Origin of the sequence: Shewanella vaxholmensis (assembly GCF_031932135.1) — a bacterium.
Classification (GTDB): Bacteria; Pseudomonadota; Gammaproteobacteria; order Enterobacterales; family Shewanellaceae; genus Shewanella; species Shewanella hafniensis.
On record NZ_JAUOEV010000016.1, the window covers coordinates 1 to 13,893 of the forward strand.

12 protein-coding genes are annotated in these 13,893 nt (G+C 48.6%); 4 read left to right on the forward strand and 8 right to left on the reverse strand.

The window, feature by feature from the left end:
- On the forward strand, positions 1 to 246 hold a 246-nt coding region (locus Q4Q46_RS14035; RefSeq protein ID WP_311906262.1), incomplete at its 5' end, for a transposase.
- 31 nt (positions 247 to 277) lie between these two features.
- Here the strand turns inward: Q4Q46_RS14035 and pmbA are convergent.
- Positions 278 to 1,621, reverse strand: a complete 1,344-nt coding sequence (gene pmbA / locus Q4Q46_RS14040; RefSeq protein WP_311906263.1) for a metalloprotease PmbA — start codon at positions 1,619 to 1,621, stop codon at positions 278 to 280.
- A gap of 207 nt (positions 1,622 to 1,828) precedes the next feature.
- Between pmbA and yjgA the strand changes: the two genes are divergently transcribed.
- Both yjgA and Q4Q46_RS14050 read left to right on the forward strand, forming a co-directional pair.
- On the forward strand, positions 1,829 to 2,365 hold the full coding sequence (gene yjgA / locus Q4Q46_RS14045; RefSeq protein ID WP_006087030.1) for a ribosome biogenesis factor YjgA: 537 nt from the start codon (positions 1,829 to 1,831) through the stop codon (positions 2,363 to 2,365).
- A 29-nt stretch (positions 2,366 to 2,394) separates the two neighbouring features.
- Positions 2,395 to 4,905, forward strand: coding sequence for an Ig-like domain-containing protein (locus tag Q4Q46_RS14050; protein ID WP_261272914.1), 2,511 nt, complete (start codon positions 2,395 to 2,397; stop codon positions 4,903 to 4,905).
- Between the two features lie 137 nt (positions 4,906 to 5,042).
- On the opposite strand, the gene Q4Q46_RS14055 is transcribed toward Q4Q46_RS14050, so the two are convergent.
- The gene (locus Q4Q46_RS14055; protein WP_311890618.1) at positions 5,043 to 6,374 is read right to left on the reverse strand and encodes an APC family permease; all 1,332 of its coding nucleotides are present in this window, start codon (positions 6,372 to 6,374) and stop codon (positions 5,043 to 5,045) included.
- A gap of 2 nt (positions 6,375 to 6,376) precedes the next feature.
- On the reverse strand, positions 6,377 to 6,526 hold the full coding sequence (locus Q4Q46_RS14060; RefSeq protein ID WP_259560319.1) for a hypothetical protein: 150 nt from the start codon (positions 6,524 to 6,526) through the stop codon (positions 6,377 to 6,379).
- Positions 6,527 to 6,911: 385 nt separating this feature from the next.
- Here Q4Q46_RS14060 and Q4Q46_RS14065 point away from each other — a divergent pair, with 385 nt between their 5' ends.
- Complete coding sequence (locus tag Q4Q46_RS14065) at positions 6,912 to 7,313, forward strand: hypothetical protein (protein WP_220776333.1); 402 nt, start codon at positions 6,912 to 6,914, stop codon at positions 7,311 to 7,313.
- An 84-nt stretch (positions 7,314 to 7,397) separates the two neighbouring features.
- Here Q4Q46_RS14065 and Q4Q46_RS14070 read toward each other — a convergent pair whose 3' ends face one another.
- From Q4Q46_RS14070 to tldD, 5 genes are all read right to left on the reverse strand, one after another.
- Positions 7,398 to 8,549, reverse strand: coding sequence for an ABC transporter permease (locus Q4Q46_RS14070; protein ID WP_311906264.1), 1,152 nt, complete (start codon positions 8,547 to 8,549; stop codon positions 7,398 to 7,400).
- 1 nt (position 8,550) lies between these two features.
- Positions 8,551 to 9,768 (reverse strand): ABC transporter permease, encoded by a 1,218-nt coding sequence (locus tag Q4Q46_RS14075; protein WP_311906323.1) that lies wholly within the window; start codon positions 9,766 to 9,768, stop codon positions 8,551 to 8,553.
- A gap of 80 nt (positions 9,769 to 9,848) precedes the next feature.
- Positions 9,849 to 10,823: an HlyD family secretion protein gene (locus tag Q4Q46_RS14080; RefSeq protein ID WP_311906265.1), complete on the reverse strand. Its 975-nt coding sequence runs from the start codon at positions 10,821 to 10,823 to the stop codon at positions 9,849 to 9,851.
- The gene (locus Q4Q46_RS14085; protein ID WP_311906266.1) at positions 10,813 to 12,270 is read right to left on the reverse strand and encodes a TolC family protein; all 1,458 of its coding nucleotides are present in this window, start codon (positions 12,268 to 12,270) and stop codon (positions 10,813 to 10,815) included. Before Q4Q46_RS14085 ends, Q4Q46_RS14080 begins: the two co-directional genes overlap by 11 nt.
- A gap of 118 nt (positions 12,271 to 12,388) precedes the next feature.
- Entirely contained in the window at positions 12,389 to 13,837 is a 1,449-nt protein-coding gene (gene tldD / locus Q4Q46_RS14090; protein WP_311906267.1) for a metalloprotease TldD, read from the reverse strand.
- Positions 13,838 to 13,893: the final 56 nt, after the last annotated feature.

Below are 13,893 nucleotides of genomic sequence, written 5' to 3' on the forward strand. Positions count from 1 at the left end.
GATGCTTTTCGTGAACTTATCGCAAATAAAGGCGGGAAATCTGTTATTCCAAGGCGCCGCTATAAGAATACACCTCAAGAAAGAGTCGATTGGTGCTTATATCGGTATCGACATTTAGTGGAGAATGCTTTTGGAAGAATTAAACACTATCGAGCAATATCAACAAGATATGACAAGCTAGCAAGAAATTACGCCAGTATGGTGTCACTGGCGTTTATGTTAATGTGGCTGCCGATGTATTGCTGAACAACATTTGTACAGCAAAGATCAACAGACCCTAGTTACCCGCAATCTTCATTTCAGATAACAAGATACCGCCGGTACGAATCGATGAGCGCATATCAAAATCCTTACTCACGGCCTGCACGCCACGGAACATCTCTTTTAAGTTACCCGCGATAGTGATCTCTTCCACTGGATATTGGATCTCACCGTTTTCAACGTAGAAACCCGCCGCACCTCGGGAATAATCGCCCGTTACCATGTTCACGCCTTGGCCCATAACTTCGGTCACAATCAAACCTGTGCCCATGTCTTTTACCAATTCGTCGAAGGTTTGGCCTGTGTGGCCGAGCGTCCAGTTATAAATACCACCCGCGTGACCCGTGTTGGTTAAGCCTAACTTGCGCGCCGAGTAGCTGGTCAGCAAATAGGTTTCTAACATGCCGCGGTCGATAATGCGTCTATCTTGGGTCGACACGCCTTCGCTGTCGTAGTTCGCGCTCGCCAGTGCGCCCAGTAAATGCGGCTGTTCTTCAATATTGAACCAATCGGGGAAGATTTGGGTGTTAATCGAATCCAATAAGAAACTGGATTTACGGTATAAACTGCCACCGCTGATCGCACCGATAAAGTGGCCGATTAACCCTGTGGCGATATCTGGCGCTAATAAAATGGGTAAACGCGTCGTCGCGATCTTGCGCGCACCGAGGCGGCTTACTGTCTTCTCTGCGGTTTTTAAACCGACCGTTTCAGGTGCAAGCATCTCGCTGAATTTACGGGCGATAGTGTAATCGTAATCCCGTTGCATATTGCCATCACTGTCTTCGCCGATCACGCTGCAACTTAAGCTATAACGTGAGCTGCAATACCCGTTCAAGAAGCCATGGCTATTGCCATACACTTTGACCGACGTGTGGGCATTAGCACTCGCGCCATCGGAGTTATTGATCCGCGGATCGGCATCGAGCGCCGCGGTTTCGGCGCGGATCGCAAGCTGAGCGAGCTCATCGGGGGAAATATCTTGTGGATAATACAGCTGAAGATCGCGAATTTGCGTCGCCATTAAGGCTTTATCGGCAAGGCCACTAAAAGGATCGGGCGAAGTATAACGGGCGATATCGTCGGCCGCTTTTACCGCGAGGGCGATGGCTTCTGGACTTAAATCCGACGTCGATGAACTGCCCTTACAACCATCGCGATAAACCGTAATCCCTAGGGCACCATCTTTATTAAATTCAACGGTTTCAACCTCTTTTAAGCGGGTTGAAACCGACAGGCCCTGTTGCTTACTGATCGCCACTTCGGCCGCGTTCGTTCCTAATTTATTGGCATATTCGAGTGCCACGGCAACCGCATCTTTCAGCGCACCCAATTCACTATCGATTCTGTTCAAAGACACAAAGCTACTCTTTCGTTATCGGCAATGGCGCTAGCATAACAAACACAAATCCCATTCACATTAATTATTAGCGTGACACTGAGTCGCGGTCCAACACTAGGCTAAGGCGCAAAAGGGGCTCTGGTCTTTGTTTCAACACATTCACCTAGGCGATTTTTGGCTGGAGATGTTATTATTAGCCAGTTATTTACTTGAGGTTTTATCGATATGAAGATTGTTGGTGATTCAGAACATTTTAAACAGCCCTACGACATAGATGAAGATTATGTCAGCAGTAAAACAACGGACAAGCGTGATAGCGAAGCCGTGCAAAAAGTCGGTATGGAGCTTGTTTCACTGAGCAAAACTCAGCTAGATAAAATCGAGCTGGATGAGTTTTTGTACGACGCTATCCTGCAAACACGCAAAATCAAGGTTAATACTGAGGCGTATCGTCGCCACATGCAGTATATCGGCAAATTGATGCGTAATTTTGATATCGAGCCTATTAAGGCTTCACTCGCTATCGTGTTGAATAAAAACAACAACGAAACTGCGAAGTTGCAGATGTTCGAAAAAATGCGTGAACGCTTACTCACCCAAGGTGATGCTGAAATTCAAACCTTAGTTGAGCATTATCCGCAATTAGACAGACAAAAACTGCGTACTTTGGTGCGTCAAGCGACCAAAGAACTGGCCAAAGGTCCAGAATCAAAATCATCTAAAGAGCTGTTTAAATATCTACGCAGCGAAATCCAAGACTAATTAACTTCAGCCCCACAAGGATGTTGCTTATGCGACTTAGCAAAACGTTATGTAGCCTAGCTTTGCTTTTTATTGGACTATTTGGACTCGGGGCCTGTAACGGCCCTGCGGACGAAGATAACGGTGGCACAGATGCCACTGACGGTATTTATAAACTGTCTATCGACTTTAAGACCTTATCGGGTTCTGAATGCGGCAGTGTTACTTCACTCCAAAGTTTCCCTAAAGACACAGGTTTTTGCGCAGTCGCGAAGTTAAAGAAAGGCTCAGCTACAGTGAGCAAGCAGAAAGTCGACTTTACGACAGACCTTGGTGTATTAACACCTAATAGCAAACTAACAGACAATAACGGTGAAGCCATTATTATCGTTAGTAATCCTGATTTACTTGTCAATGCAGGGACAATTACTGCAACGACAACTCCAAAAGATTCCACAACGGCGCTAACAGCTACGCGCAAGTTTGAGTTTTTAGGTGTTAGCGATGGTACTTCTCCTGCAGCACCTAAACTCAGCGCCAGTATTTTAAATAGCTCAGCCTTAGTGACTCGCTTCAAAGTCGATGAGTCGGTACAACTGCAAGCCATATTGCTCGATAGCGAAAGCAACGGCATCGAAGGCGCGAAAGTGACGTTCAGCGCCGGCTCTGCAGCGCTGAATCCTGCAAGTGCATTAACCGACAATCAAGGTATTGCCCAGGTGCCTTATACGCCAAGTGCAACTGAATTAGGGGCAAACTCCCTCACGGTCACAGTGGACTACCAAGGTCAATCGCTGCAAACCAGCAGTCTGTATGAAGTCTTGAGTAAAGATGCGGTCAATCAAGAAGGTACGCTGAAACTCGGCTCATTCAATGGCGCTGTCTTTACTGAAGGTAAACTGGCGAGTACCTTAACGGCCGATGCCAATGGCGCATATAAGATCAGCGCAGGTGGCAGCTTTGGGGTGACCGCAAGTTTAGTCTTAGAGGCCAATGACGGTACTATTACCCGAGTGCAAACCCCCTCTTCCATCAGCTTTAGCTCAGATTGCACCAACAGCAATAGTGCGACACTCGATACCCCAGTGACGACCTTATCGGGTAATGCGAGCTCAACCTTCCAAGACACCAGTTGCAGTGGCAACAGTGAACGTAGCGACCAAATCATCGCCACGACAGTAGCAGGTAATCAGACGCTAACGGCAAATTTCCCATTTACTCTACAACGCCAAACCCTTGCCAGCTTAAGTTTTGAGTCAGCAGAGCCAGCACAAATTCGCATCAAAGGTGCGGGCGGCACAGGTGCAAGCGAATCCTCTTTAGTCAGCTTCAAAGTCACCAGCGCTAATGGCCAACCCGCAGCGCAGCAAGAAGTCAGCTTTACCTTAGACACTGTGGTTGGTGGTTTAAGTTTTGCTAATGGCACTGCGAATGCGCAAAGCCTGACTAACTCCCAAGGTATCGCCAGTGTGCGCGTATTATCCGGCACTGTCCCCACACCTGTGCGTGTGGTCGCTACCGCCGTTGATACTGATACTAAAGAAGTCATCACTAGCCAATCTGAACAATTAACTGTAAATACTGGTCTACCGCAACAGCTTGGGTTTAGCCTATCAACGACAGTATTCAATCCAGAAGCAGGTGACTTTAATGGTGAAACTGCCACTATCACTATTCGAGCCTCAGATAGTTTCGGTAATCCAGCGCCCGATGATACCGCGGTCAACTTCACCACAGAAGGTGGTGGCATAACCTCTCCATGTTTAACTAAAAATGGCACTTGTAGCGTCGTTTGGACATCACAATCAGCACGCGTACCCGATCACCGCATCACGATTCTCGCTTATGCCTTAGGTCACGAAACCTTCTTCGATACCAATGGCAATAACATCTTCGATGATGCCGATATCAGTAAAGACATCAATGGCATGCCTGTGACCGACTTGGCTTGTTTAACGAATTCAGGCGTCCCGAAAAAATGCACAGGTAATGGCATGGACATCGAAGCCTATTTGCCTAGTGGTTTCAGTGATCTAGGTGATGCGTTTAGGGATGACAATGAAGATGGCATTCGGAATTCAGCCGAACCATTTTGGAATACCCAAGCAAAAGAATATAGTTTTGCCGATGGTAAATTTAACGGTCCACAATGCGAAAGCGCACTCTGCGGCAAAGGCCAAGCCAATAAAACCTATATCCGCAAAGCCTTAGTAATGAGCATGTCAGGCTCACAGGCTTATCTCAGTGTGATGCAAGACGGTGTGTTATTGCCGAGTGTGAATGACATCAAACCTGTCGCCGTTGGTGCGAGTTCTGAGTTTGTAGTATTTGTCCACGACAGCGCGAATCAAATCATGCCTGCTCAGACAAGTATCGAGCTTTGCGTCGATTGTGCTGGAGCGCCTAAAACCTTCGAAGTGCCCAATACTGTTTATGCTAAAGGCAGTCTAGGTTCGCCGCTGAAATTTACGGCATCGGCCAATGCTAGTGTATCGCTGAAAGTCACAACCCCTAAAAATGTGGTCACTGACAACTTAGGTTTCACAGTGCCATCGCTTTAAAACTCGATTAAGCAAACTGAAAAGACCCGCGAATGCGGGTCTTTTCAATTGGACGTTTGATTAGAAGGCTATGCTGCCTCAATCAAACCCTTGTCAGTTATTAACAATAGCTGCAACGCTATGATCCTATGCAGCAACTAATTTTGTAACTCTACTGCTCGGCGTAAACGTATGCTACGCAGGGCCAAATATAAAGCTCCCGCGGCAGCCCAAATTAATCCCAATTCTAATGACTGTGGCTCTAAGTTCGCCCAAAGCACGCCAATAGTGCCAGCGCCACACAGGGGCAAGACTAAGTATTGCAGGTGATCTTTAAAGGATTGATTACGTCGCTCCCTCACATAAAACTGCACTATGACGGCTAAGTTCACGAAGGTGAACGCCACTAAAGCGCCAAAATTCACTAAGGCTAAGGCCATTTCCAAATCAAATGATACCGCAGACAGCGCCAGCGCTCCCACCAATAAGACATTAAATGCAGGGGTACGCCACTTAGGGTGGATATAAGCAAACCCTTTACGTGGCAGCATGTTATCTCGCCCCATCACATACAAAATCCGTGCAACGCCAGCGTGTGCAGCCATGCCGGATGCCAACACCGCCACTGTAGTCGCCACTAATACGATGGACTGAAATAGGTTTCCTCCAACGTAGAGTGCGATTTCGGGCAATACCGCATCAAGCTGCTGGAAGCGGGAAATATCGGGGAAATAAAGCTGAAGGAAATAAGACACGCCGACAAAAATCACCCCACCAATCAAGGCAGTCAACACGATAGCGCGAGGAATAACACGCTGCGCATCCTTCGTTTCTTCGGTCAGCGAGCTCAAACCGTCGAAGCCGAGGAAGGAAAAACACAAAATAGTGGCGCCAGTAAATAACGGCACAATCGCCATATTATCGGTATAAAAAGGTCGTACGCTCGCAATCGCACCTTCGCCTTCACCAAGGGAAATGCTATAGGCCATTAATGCTATAAACACGAGAATAATGGCGATCTGCACAAACACTATCACCCCATTAAAGTTAGCCACCAAATCAATCCCTTTAAGATTGAGCAGGGTCATTATGGTCACGAGTGCGAAAATGAAGATCCAAGGTTCGACAGTGGGGAACATGGCGGTTAAATAGATTTTTGCCAACAACATGTTGATCATTGGCATAAACATATAATCAAGCAGTGACGACCAGCCCACCATAAAGCCGACATTCGGACTAAAGGTTTTCTGGGCGTAGGTGTAGGCTGATCCCGCGTAGGGATATTTACGCACTAAGTGGCCATAACTGAACGCGGTAAACAAAATTCCCGCCAGCGCGAATAGATAAGACGTAGCCACATGGCCAGAGGTAATCTCGGAAACAATACCAAAGGTGTCAAAAACAGCCATAGGCGTGAGATAGGCGAGCCCCATCACTACCACTTGCCATAAATTGAGGGTCTGCTTCAAACCCGGTTTGTGTTGACTCATGATCACGCCCCCATTGCACAGGGTTGAACAGCTAACCATGCATCTGCAATTGGTTTTGGCATGTGACTCACCATCAGCACTTTAGGCTTAATGGCTAACTCAACAACTTGATTTACGGCAATGACCGAAAATTCGGCGCACAACAGCCCCATTGATTTGTCCTCATTAAAATAGGTTCAGCCGAACCTCATATCATTTCCGGATGTTTACCGGCCTCAATTGTTTTAAAACGCATACTCTCTAAATAAATTAACCGAGATACTGAGTACCTCGGCCATTTTTTCGGCGCGCATTCTCCCCCAAAACCAATAAGAAGACAACCCAACAAGGGCACTTTGCTGGCTATCTGCGCGATGAGAGTTAACTTAACGGAATAAGCAGGGATAAGCTCAAGACAGGATAATTTTTCATTTGTATTAAATTTGTTATTGGAAATGAAGCAGATATAGATATAATCGTTCGGCAAAACTAAACAGGGGCCGTTTAATTTGCGAAGCGACTGCTTCATTTGTTTTATCGCATCAAAAGGAAGATGACATGCGTAAAATTACTTTAATCTCTCTGGCCATTGGCAGCTGTTTTCTCGCCGCCTGCGCCGCAAAACCACCTATTATCGCTCAAGAAAAAACCGTTGAAATCGATGGTATTAACCTAGTTTTTGGTGGCAGTTTTGATACAGAACGCAAAAACATTTCACTCTCAGTAAATGGCGACTCTGTTATGAAAGGCACTTTCCCTCCTTATACTCCGACCCAAAATTTGAGCGGCAAATACAAGGATTTCAAGATTTCTAGCCAATGCTATTTCGGCTCAGTGCTCAGCAGCCAAGGTGGCGCATTTGGCGCGATTGCTGGCGTCATTCAAGCGACTAAGTCGAGCTCAGGCGATAAGTGCGATATGCTCGTCGATGGTAAAATTGTAGAAAGTCTTTACTTCTAAAGATTAATTCCAGAAGTACCTAAACAGCCCCTGTAAAGTTCAAGCCCAGTAAATACTCGCGAGATGCTCTGTCCCGCGAGTCCATCAAAGCTGATTAGCTTCAGCCAACAATCTCACTCTGCGCTTAATACCTAAGATAGCTAAGCCGAAAAAAACCGCAAATAAGCCCCAGAGTTGTAGCCACTTGGGCATCACACTCGCCCAACTTACGCCCATTTGATTGAGTTCTAACATCCCCATAATCGCGGGTACGGCGGGGATAAACTGCGAACCTAATACTAACGGTTCGGGGATGAGCGCTATCGGCCAGACAAAACCCGACACGAATAGGATTGGCATTGAAATCAACAACAATACTTGGGTCGGTAAATCGCGACGGGTAAACAAGGTGCTCATGGCGACCCCAGCAGCAGCGGTAGCCAATAAAAAAGGTAACAACCATAACGCGACAACACCCAGACTCGCCTGAATGCTGACGTGATACCAGTGATAACAATAGCCGACGTAAAAGCTGGTAAAGAAGAGATAAATCAACATGAAGGCGAGTATTCGCCCACATAAAAGTTGTACGGGCGAGACCTGCTGCCAATAACCTTTCTGGCGCCATTGCCCTGCCCCTAAAATACCTGTGCCTATGAGCAAGGTTTGATGCAAGATCAGCAAAAACAGTCCAGGCACTACATAGGGCGTATAACCTAGGCTTGGGTTAAAGGCCGGCACGCTATTTAAGTGCATCGAGTTCAGGTTCTGCTCGGCCTGTTTAGGATTTGTGCCTTGGGCCAACATGCCAATCAATTGCACTTGCTTGCCCGCGTCCATACCGGCGCTCACTAAGCCTTCGACAACCGCGGAATAAATCAGGAAATAACTGGCATCACCGCCATAACTTAACGTCACTCCCTTACCCAGCATTAAGTCGCGGCGGAAACCTTCTGGGATCACCAGTAAGCCGTAGGCCTTGCGTGTCTCAATAAAACGCTTCGCCTCGGTAATCGAACCTACTTGGCCTATGACTTGGATTTTTGCACTGGCGTCGGCGTGGCGGATCAACTGGCGGCTTAAGGACGAATGATCTAAGTCCACCACGATCAGCTGTTGCTCAGTAGGCACTTGGTTTAAATAGGGTAAAGGATACAAAATCGAATAAAACAGCACGCCACCAAACAAGGTCACTGCGATCGCTTTATCGCTAATAATGGCCTTAAGTTCAGTTAATATCAGTCGCCACATATTCATCCTATTGCCCCTTCGCAGGCAGAGCTACGTCCGAGTCAACTACTGCCACCACATTATTCGCGCTAACCGTGCTCGGCAATAATTGACGCGATAGCAAATAGATCAAAGGCAGCAAACAAATAAAGCCCCAATAACTGCTGAGTTGACCCGCCACGCTCGGCCAAGTAGCACCATAACTGACGACGCTCACATGGGACTCAATATAGTGGCTCGACGGCATGATCTGTCGCCACCACTGCGCCAATTGCGGCATCTCATGGGTGGGGAAAGTGATGCCCATAAAGGCAAACGCGGGCGCAAATAAGGCAGTGCAGAAACTGATGACCCGCGCACTGTCACGCATCACGACAAAGATGAATAACACCAGACTCCAGACCGCCAGTAACATCACCAATTGTGCCACCAGCAATAGGGCTAAACTGCCCGCCATAGGCAACGCGAGATACAAATACAGCCAAGCTAAAATAAAGCTGCCCTGCAGCATCAATATCGGCGTAAACAACACCAATTTCGCCAGCACCTTAGGCCAAAAATGTTCGGTTAAGGTATTTGCTATGCCATTGTTCTGGTTCGTGGGCGCGAGATGCAGCTCTCGATTTAAGCTGTTGGCCATCACTAACATAGATAACAACTGCCACAGCGCAATCAGCACTGGTGGCACTAAGAAGCCTATGTAGTTGTTATTTCGGTTAAACAGCGCCGTTGTTTGGCTTTTGACTGGGCTTAAATTGACTGCCACTTGGGATTTAGGCGTGCCGTTGGCGAGCTGTTTTAAACCTGCGACGTGCAATAAACCGTCACCCAGACTCAGCTGAATTTGGCTTGAGAGTAACTTGCCCACCAGCAAAAATTGGCTGTTGTAGCGCACATCTATGGTGGGCTTGTGGCCAGTGAGCAAATCTTTTTTCATATCATAGGGAAAGACCACGATAGCGTAGACTTTCGCCTGCTGCATCGCCGACACAGCCGCGGCTAAATCGGTGAAGTTTTGTGGCTCTGTCACAGGATTAGCCTTCAATTGACGTGTCAGCATGCGGCTTAATTGACTGTGGTCTTGATCAACAATCGCCACCGGTAATTGCCTTGGCAACCCCGCACTGAATAGCCACCAGAGGCATAACATCCCGATAAGCGGAATATAACTGATCAGCGCCAGCTGCCAAGGGTCGCGCCACAGCGCATTGAGCTCACGGCGAACTAACGCGATGAGCAAGGCCATAAAGCTTCTGCTCGATGGCTGTGATTCATCCTTAGTTTTGTCGACCGTATTGGCGTTGGGCGTGCGTTCAGTCACGGCTTTTACTCACTGCGCAGCAACACAGACATACCGACACGCAGATCGGCAATCGGCTGGCTTGGACGCAATTCCATCTCGAAAGTGCGCATATCAAAATCGTGGCCGCTTTCGGTCGAACGCCAAGTAGCAAAATCGCCCATCACGCTGATATGGGACACAGTAAAGTCCACATCCTGCCCGAGTGCTGGAATATTCAGCTGAACTTTTTGGCCTTGCTTGAAGCGCTTAAGTTGATCTTCGCGCACTTGGAACACGGCCCATGAATCCTGCATGTCAATCAGGCTCACAATCGGAAAACCGCTCGGCGCTAATTCACCGGCCTGCAATAGCACGTCGCTGATTTCACCCGACTTAGGCGCACGCATTTGGCTATCTTGCATAATGGCGTTAACTTCTTTTACCGCACCTTCGGCCATACGGGCGTTCCCGGCGGCAGCGGCTTTGGTTTCGACCCGCGCGCCTTCCTGTGCCATTTGATACATGGCTAACGCCGCTTGCTCTGTGTATTTCGCCGCTTGCCATTGGGTAAAGGCTTCATCGCGTTTTTGTCTCGCGGCCACACCTTCATTGAAGAGGTTTTCAACGCGGGTATAAGTGGTTTTCGCCAGCGTTGCCGCTGCCTGTGCCTTGAGCCATTGCTCTTTGGCCGCCATCACTTCTTGGCTGCGGGCGCCGTTGTTGGCTTCAAGCTGCATCGCTTTAGCGGCATCACGGCCACCTTCGGCCTGCATCAACTTAGCATCCAGCTCAGGGCTGTGGATAGCGAACAGTAAATCCCCTTCGGCCACACTGTCACCACGGCGTACCAGCACTTGCTCAACGCGACCTGGCACCTTAGAGGAGACATTGTATTCGCGGGCTTCAATCTGGCCCTGCAACAGACTCGGCTGCGGACTGTAAGCCAGCTTGAGGCCATAGGCTAAGATAAGACCTAATGCGACCAACGCCACAAGGGCAAGTATTCTGTTAGCGCGCATTGTTTGTCTCCTGCACTTGGGTAGGGGCTGTGGTTTGAGCAGAGGTTCGGGCTGAGTTTCGAGCTATGGTACGACCGATAAATTCATCTAATTGACCACTGATGGCCATTAATCTGGCATAGGCTTGCACATAACGATAACGGGCGGCCAGTTGCTGAGTCTTGACTGCGCTGAGTTTCAGCTCGGCATCGACTCTGTCGATAGAAGTTGAAAGCCCTTGATTAAAAGCGATTTCCCGCAGGCGCAGGTTTTCGCTGGCGAGTTCGAGCGAAGTATCGAGCGCCGTCACTTCTTCCTCGGCCTGTAATAATTGGCGATAGCTTTGATCCACCAGCAGGCTCAAGTCTTGTTTAGTTTGTGCCTTGGTATAACGAGCTTGTAAGAGTGCACTTTTCGCCGCTTCGACCTTACCACTGCGGCCATCGCGGCTGAGAATAGGCACTTTAACGCCGACGCCGACCATCCAATCGGGCTCTACCTGAGAAAACAGGCTGTCATCTTCGTAAAGAGTGTAATTACCAAAGAGGAAAACCGTGGGGTGATACTTACCCTGTTCTAATGACACCAAGCCATTGGCCTGCGCTTCCTTGGCTTCGAGCAATTTGAGCGCTGGATGTTGGCTCAGCGTCACTTGGGTTAGCTGACCTAAAGACGGCGCATGCGGCAAGACAAATAGAGGCGACTCAGTGCCGACATCGCTTTGCTGCAACATGCGCGACAGGGCAATAACCGCCATTTCATGTTGACGGCGAGCGCTACCTAAATTGACTTTGGCATTGTCTAACGCGACCTGCGCATTGAGGCGTTCAACCTTAGCGATTTGGCCTTCTCGCTCTAACGCGAGCGCATGATCAACATGCTTAGTTAAAGATCCAACGAGATCGGTTTGGGTGTTCACCAGCGCCAGCGTGACATCGACGGCATAGTATCTGTCGACCAATTGGGTAAATAAATCCCGGGTGGCCAGCTGTAATTCTTGTTGCTTCTCGGCCACCATAGCCGCGTGTATACCTTGGGCTGCGGTGATCTGCCCGCCCGTGTAAATCGGCCACATGGCTTGCAAGCTCGCGCGGAAGATATCTTGCTCGGTAAAAGGTGTGACAAACATTGATCCCGGAATGCTCGCCAGTGCTCCGCCAAGGGCGGGTGGCAAAGTGGCGGGATCAAGGGAGGCTAAGGGATTGAGATCCCGAAGATCGAGTTCAATCGGTTTTTCGAGGTGGGTATAACTGCCATTAAGGCTCAAGGAGGGCAGATTTAAGCTCTCGCCCGCCTCCTCTTCACCTTTAGCGCGATTCACTTCCTGGGATTGCGCTTGCAACTTATCGCTCACCTTCAGCACTTGTTGCCAAGCGTCGGTGAAGCTCGTGGGCTGGGCATAACCAGCCAAAGGCAATAAACAAGGCAAGGGCAGTAAACACAGCCAAGCCACACGTGATAGTTTCATTAACACCTCTAGAGTAGTTACTCTAATTTCCTTTGCGAATGATAACATTCATAGCAGACAGCGGCTAGAACTCGCCTCCTTAAGTGTGGCGTAAAGCTTAGGCTCTAGATTCTAGATCTTACGCTGTACCACCCACAGTTAAACGATCTAACTTCAAGGTGGGTTGGCCTACGCCTACGGGGACACTTTGACCGTCTTTACCGCAAACGCCAACACCTTGATCTAAAGCCATATCGTTACCGACCATAGAAATCTGGCTCATTGCCTCAGGGCCGTTACCGATTAAAGTGGCGCCTTTAATGGCTTGTGTAACTTCACCATTTTCAATCAAATAGGCTTCGGATGCGGAAAACACAAACTTACCCGAAGTGATATCCACTTGGCCACCGCCAAAGTTCGGGGCGTAAATGCCCTTCTTCACTGACTTGATGATCTCACTTGGATCCGACTCACCCGCCGTCATATAGGTGTTAGTCATACGTGGCATAGGTAAATGCGCGTAAGATTCGCGGCGACCGTTACCCGTTGGCGCAACACCCATCAAACGAGCATTGAGTTTGTCTTGGATGTAACCCTTTAAAATACCGTCTTCAATCAATACGGTTCTTTGGGTTTGTACACCTTCATCGTCGATACTCAGTGAACCACGACGATTAGGCAAGGTGCCATCGTCGACCACAGTCACTAACTTAGACGCAACTTGCTGACCAACCTTGCCGCTAAAGGCACTGCTGCCCTTACGGTTAAAGTCGCCTTCCAAACCATGTCCAACCGCTTCGTGGAGCAATACACCGGGCCAGCCATTACCTAACACCACTGGCATTTCACCCGCTGGTGCATCGATGGCATTTAGATTGACCTGCGCTTGACGCACGGCTTCACGGGCAAAGGCAAAGCACATAGGTAAACCAGTGTCATCGCTTGCCATCAATACGCCGTAGTCATGACGACCACCGCCACCGGCGCCGCCACGTTCACGTTTACCATTTTCTTCTAAGATAACGCTGCAGTTAAAGCGCACTAAAGGACGAATATCGGCCGCTAAAGTGCCATCGCTGGCAGCGATAAGGATTTCTTCGTGCACGCCCGCAAGGCTAACAACCACTTGAATAATGCGGCTATCTAAACTGCGAATAAAAGCATCGGCTTCTTTCAGCAAATTGATTTTTTTGACTTCTTCCATCGCCGCAATCGGATCTAAACTGTCGTATAATGCCAAGGCTTTTTGACGTTTAAAGGCTTGAACCTGAGTTTGCTCACCGGCACTGGCAATGCCGCGGGCGGCCTGAGCGGCAGCGCTTAGGGCTGCAGGCGTAATATCATCGGCATAGGCGAAACCGGTTTTTTCACCGCTGATCGCACGCACGCCCACACCGCGTTCGATATGGAAACTACCGTCTTTAATGATGCCGTCTTCCAGCACCCAAGACTCGTGGCGACTACCTTGAAAATAGAGATCGGAATAATCGATTTTGTGCTGATGTATGGTGTTTAGATAGGTTTGCAGCCCCTCTAACGCTAACCCATTCTTCAATAAACTTTGCTCTACTTGTGCTAAAAATGGCATCTATGCTCTCTTTGACCCCAAGGGATCTTGATATTCTGAGTGTAAATTCGCTGTAC

Bases quoted from the DNA above. Each gene is read 5' to 3' on its own strand.
- yjgA (WP_006087030.1), top strand. From the start codon at position 1,829: ATGAAGATTGTTGGTGATTCAGAACATTTTAAACAGCCCTACGACATA.
- Q4Q46_RS14050 (WP_261272914.1), top strand. From the start codon at position 2,395: ATGCGACTTAGCAAAACGTTATGTAGCCTAGCTTTGCTTTTTATTGGA.
- Q4Q46_RS14055 (WP_311890618.1), bottom strand. From the start codon at position 6,374: ATGAGTCAACACAAACCGGGTTTGAAGCAGACCCTCAATTTATGGCAA.
- Q4Q46_RS14060 (WP_259560319.1), bottom strand. From the start codon at position 6,526: ATGGGGCTGTTGTGCGCCGAATTTTCGGTCATTGCCGTAAATCAAGTT.
- Q4Q46_RS14065 (WP_220776333.1), top strand. From the start codon at position 6,912: ATGCGTAAAATTACTTTAATCTCTCTGGCCATTGGCAGCTGTTTTCTC.
- Q4Q46_RS14070 (WP_311906264.1), bottom strand. From the start codon at position 8,549: ATGAATATGTGGCGACTGATATTAACTGAACTTAAGGCCATTATTAGC.
- Q4Q46_RS14075 (WP_311906323.1), bottom strand. From the start codon at position 9,768: ATGGCCTTGCTCATCGCGTTAGTTCGCCGTGAGCTCAATGCGCTGTGG.
- Q4Q46_RS14080 (WP_311906265.1), bottom strand. From the start codon at position 10,823: ATGCGCGCTAACAGAATACTTGCCCTTGTGGCGTTGGTCGCATTAGGT.
- Q4Q46_RS14085 (WP_311906266.1), bottom strand. From the start codon at position 12,270: ATGAAACTATCACGTGTGGCTTGGCTGTGTTTACTGCCCTTGCCTTGT.
- tldD (WP_311906267.1), bottom strand. From the start codon at position 13,837: ATGCCATTTTTAGCACAAGTAGAGCAAAGTTTATTGAAGAATGGGTTA.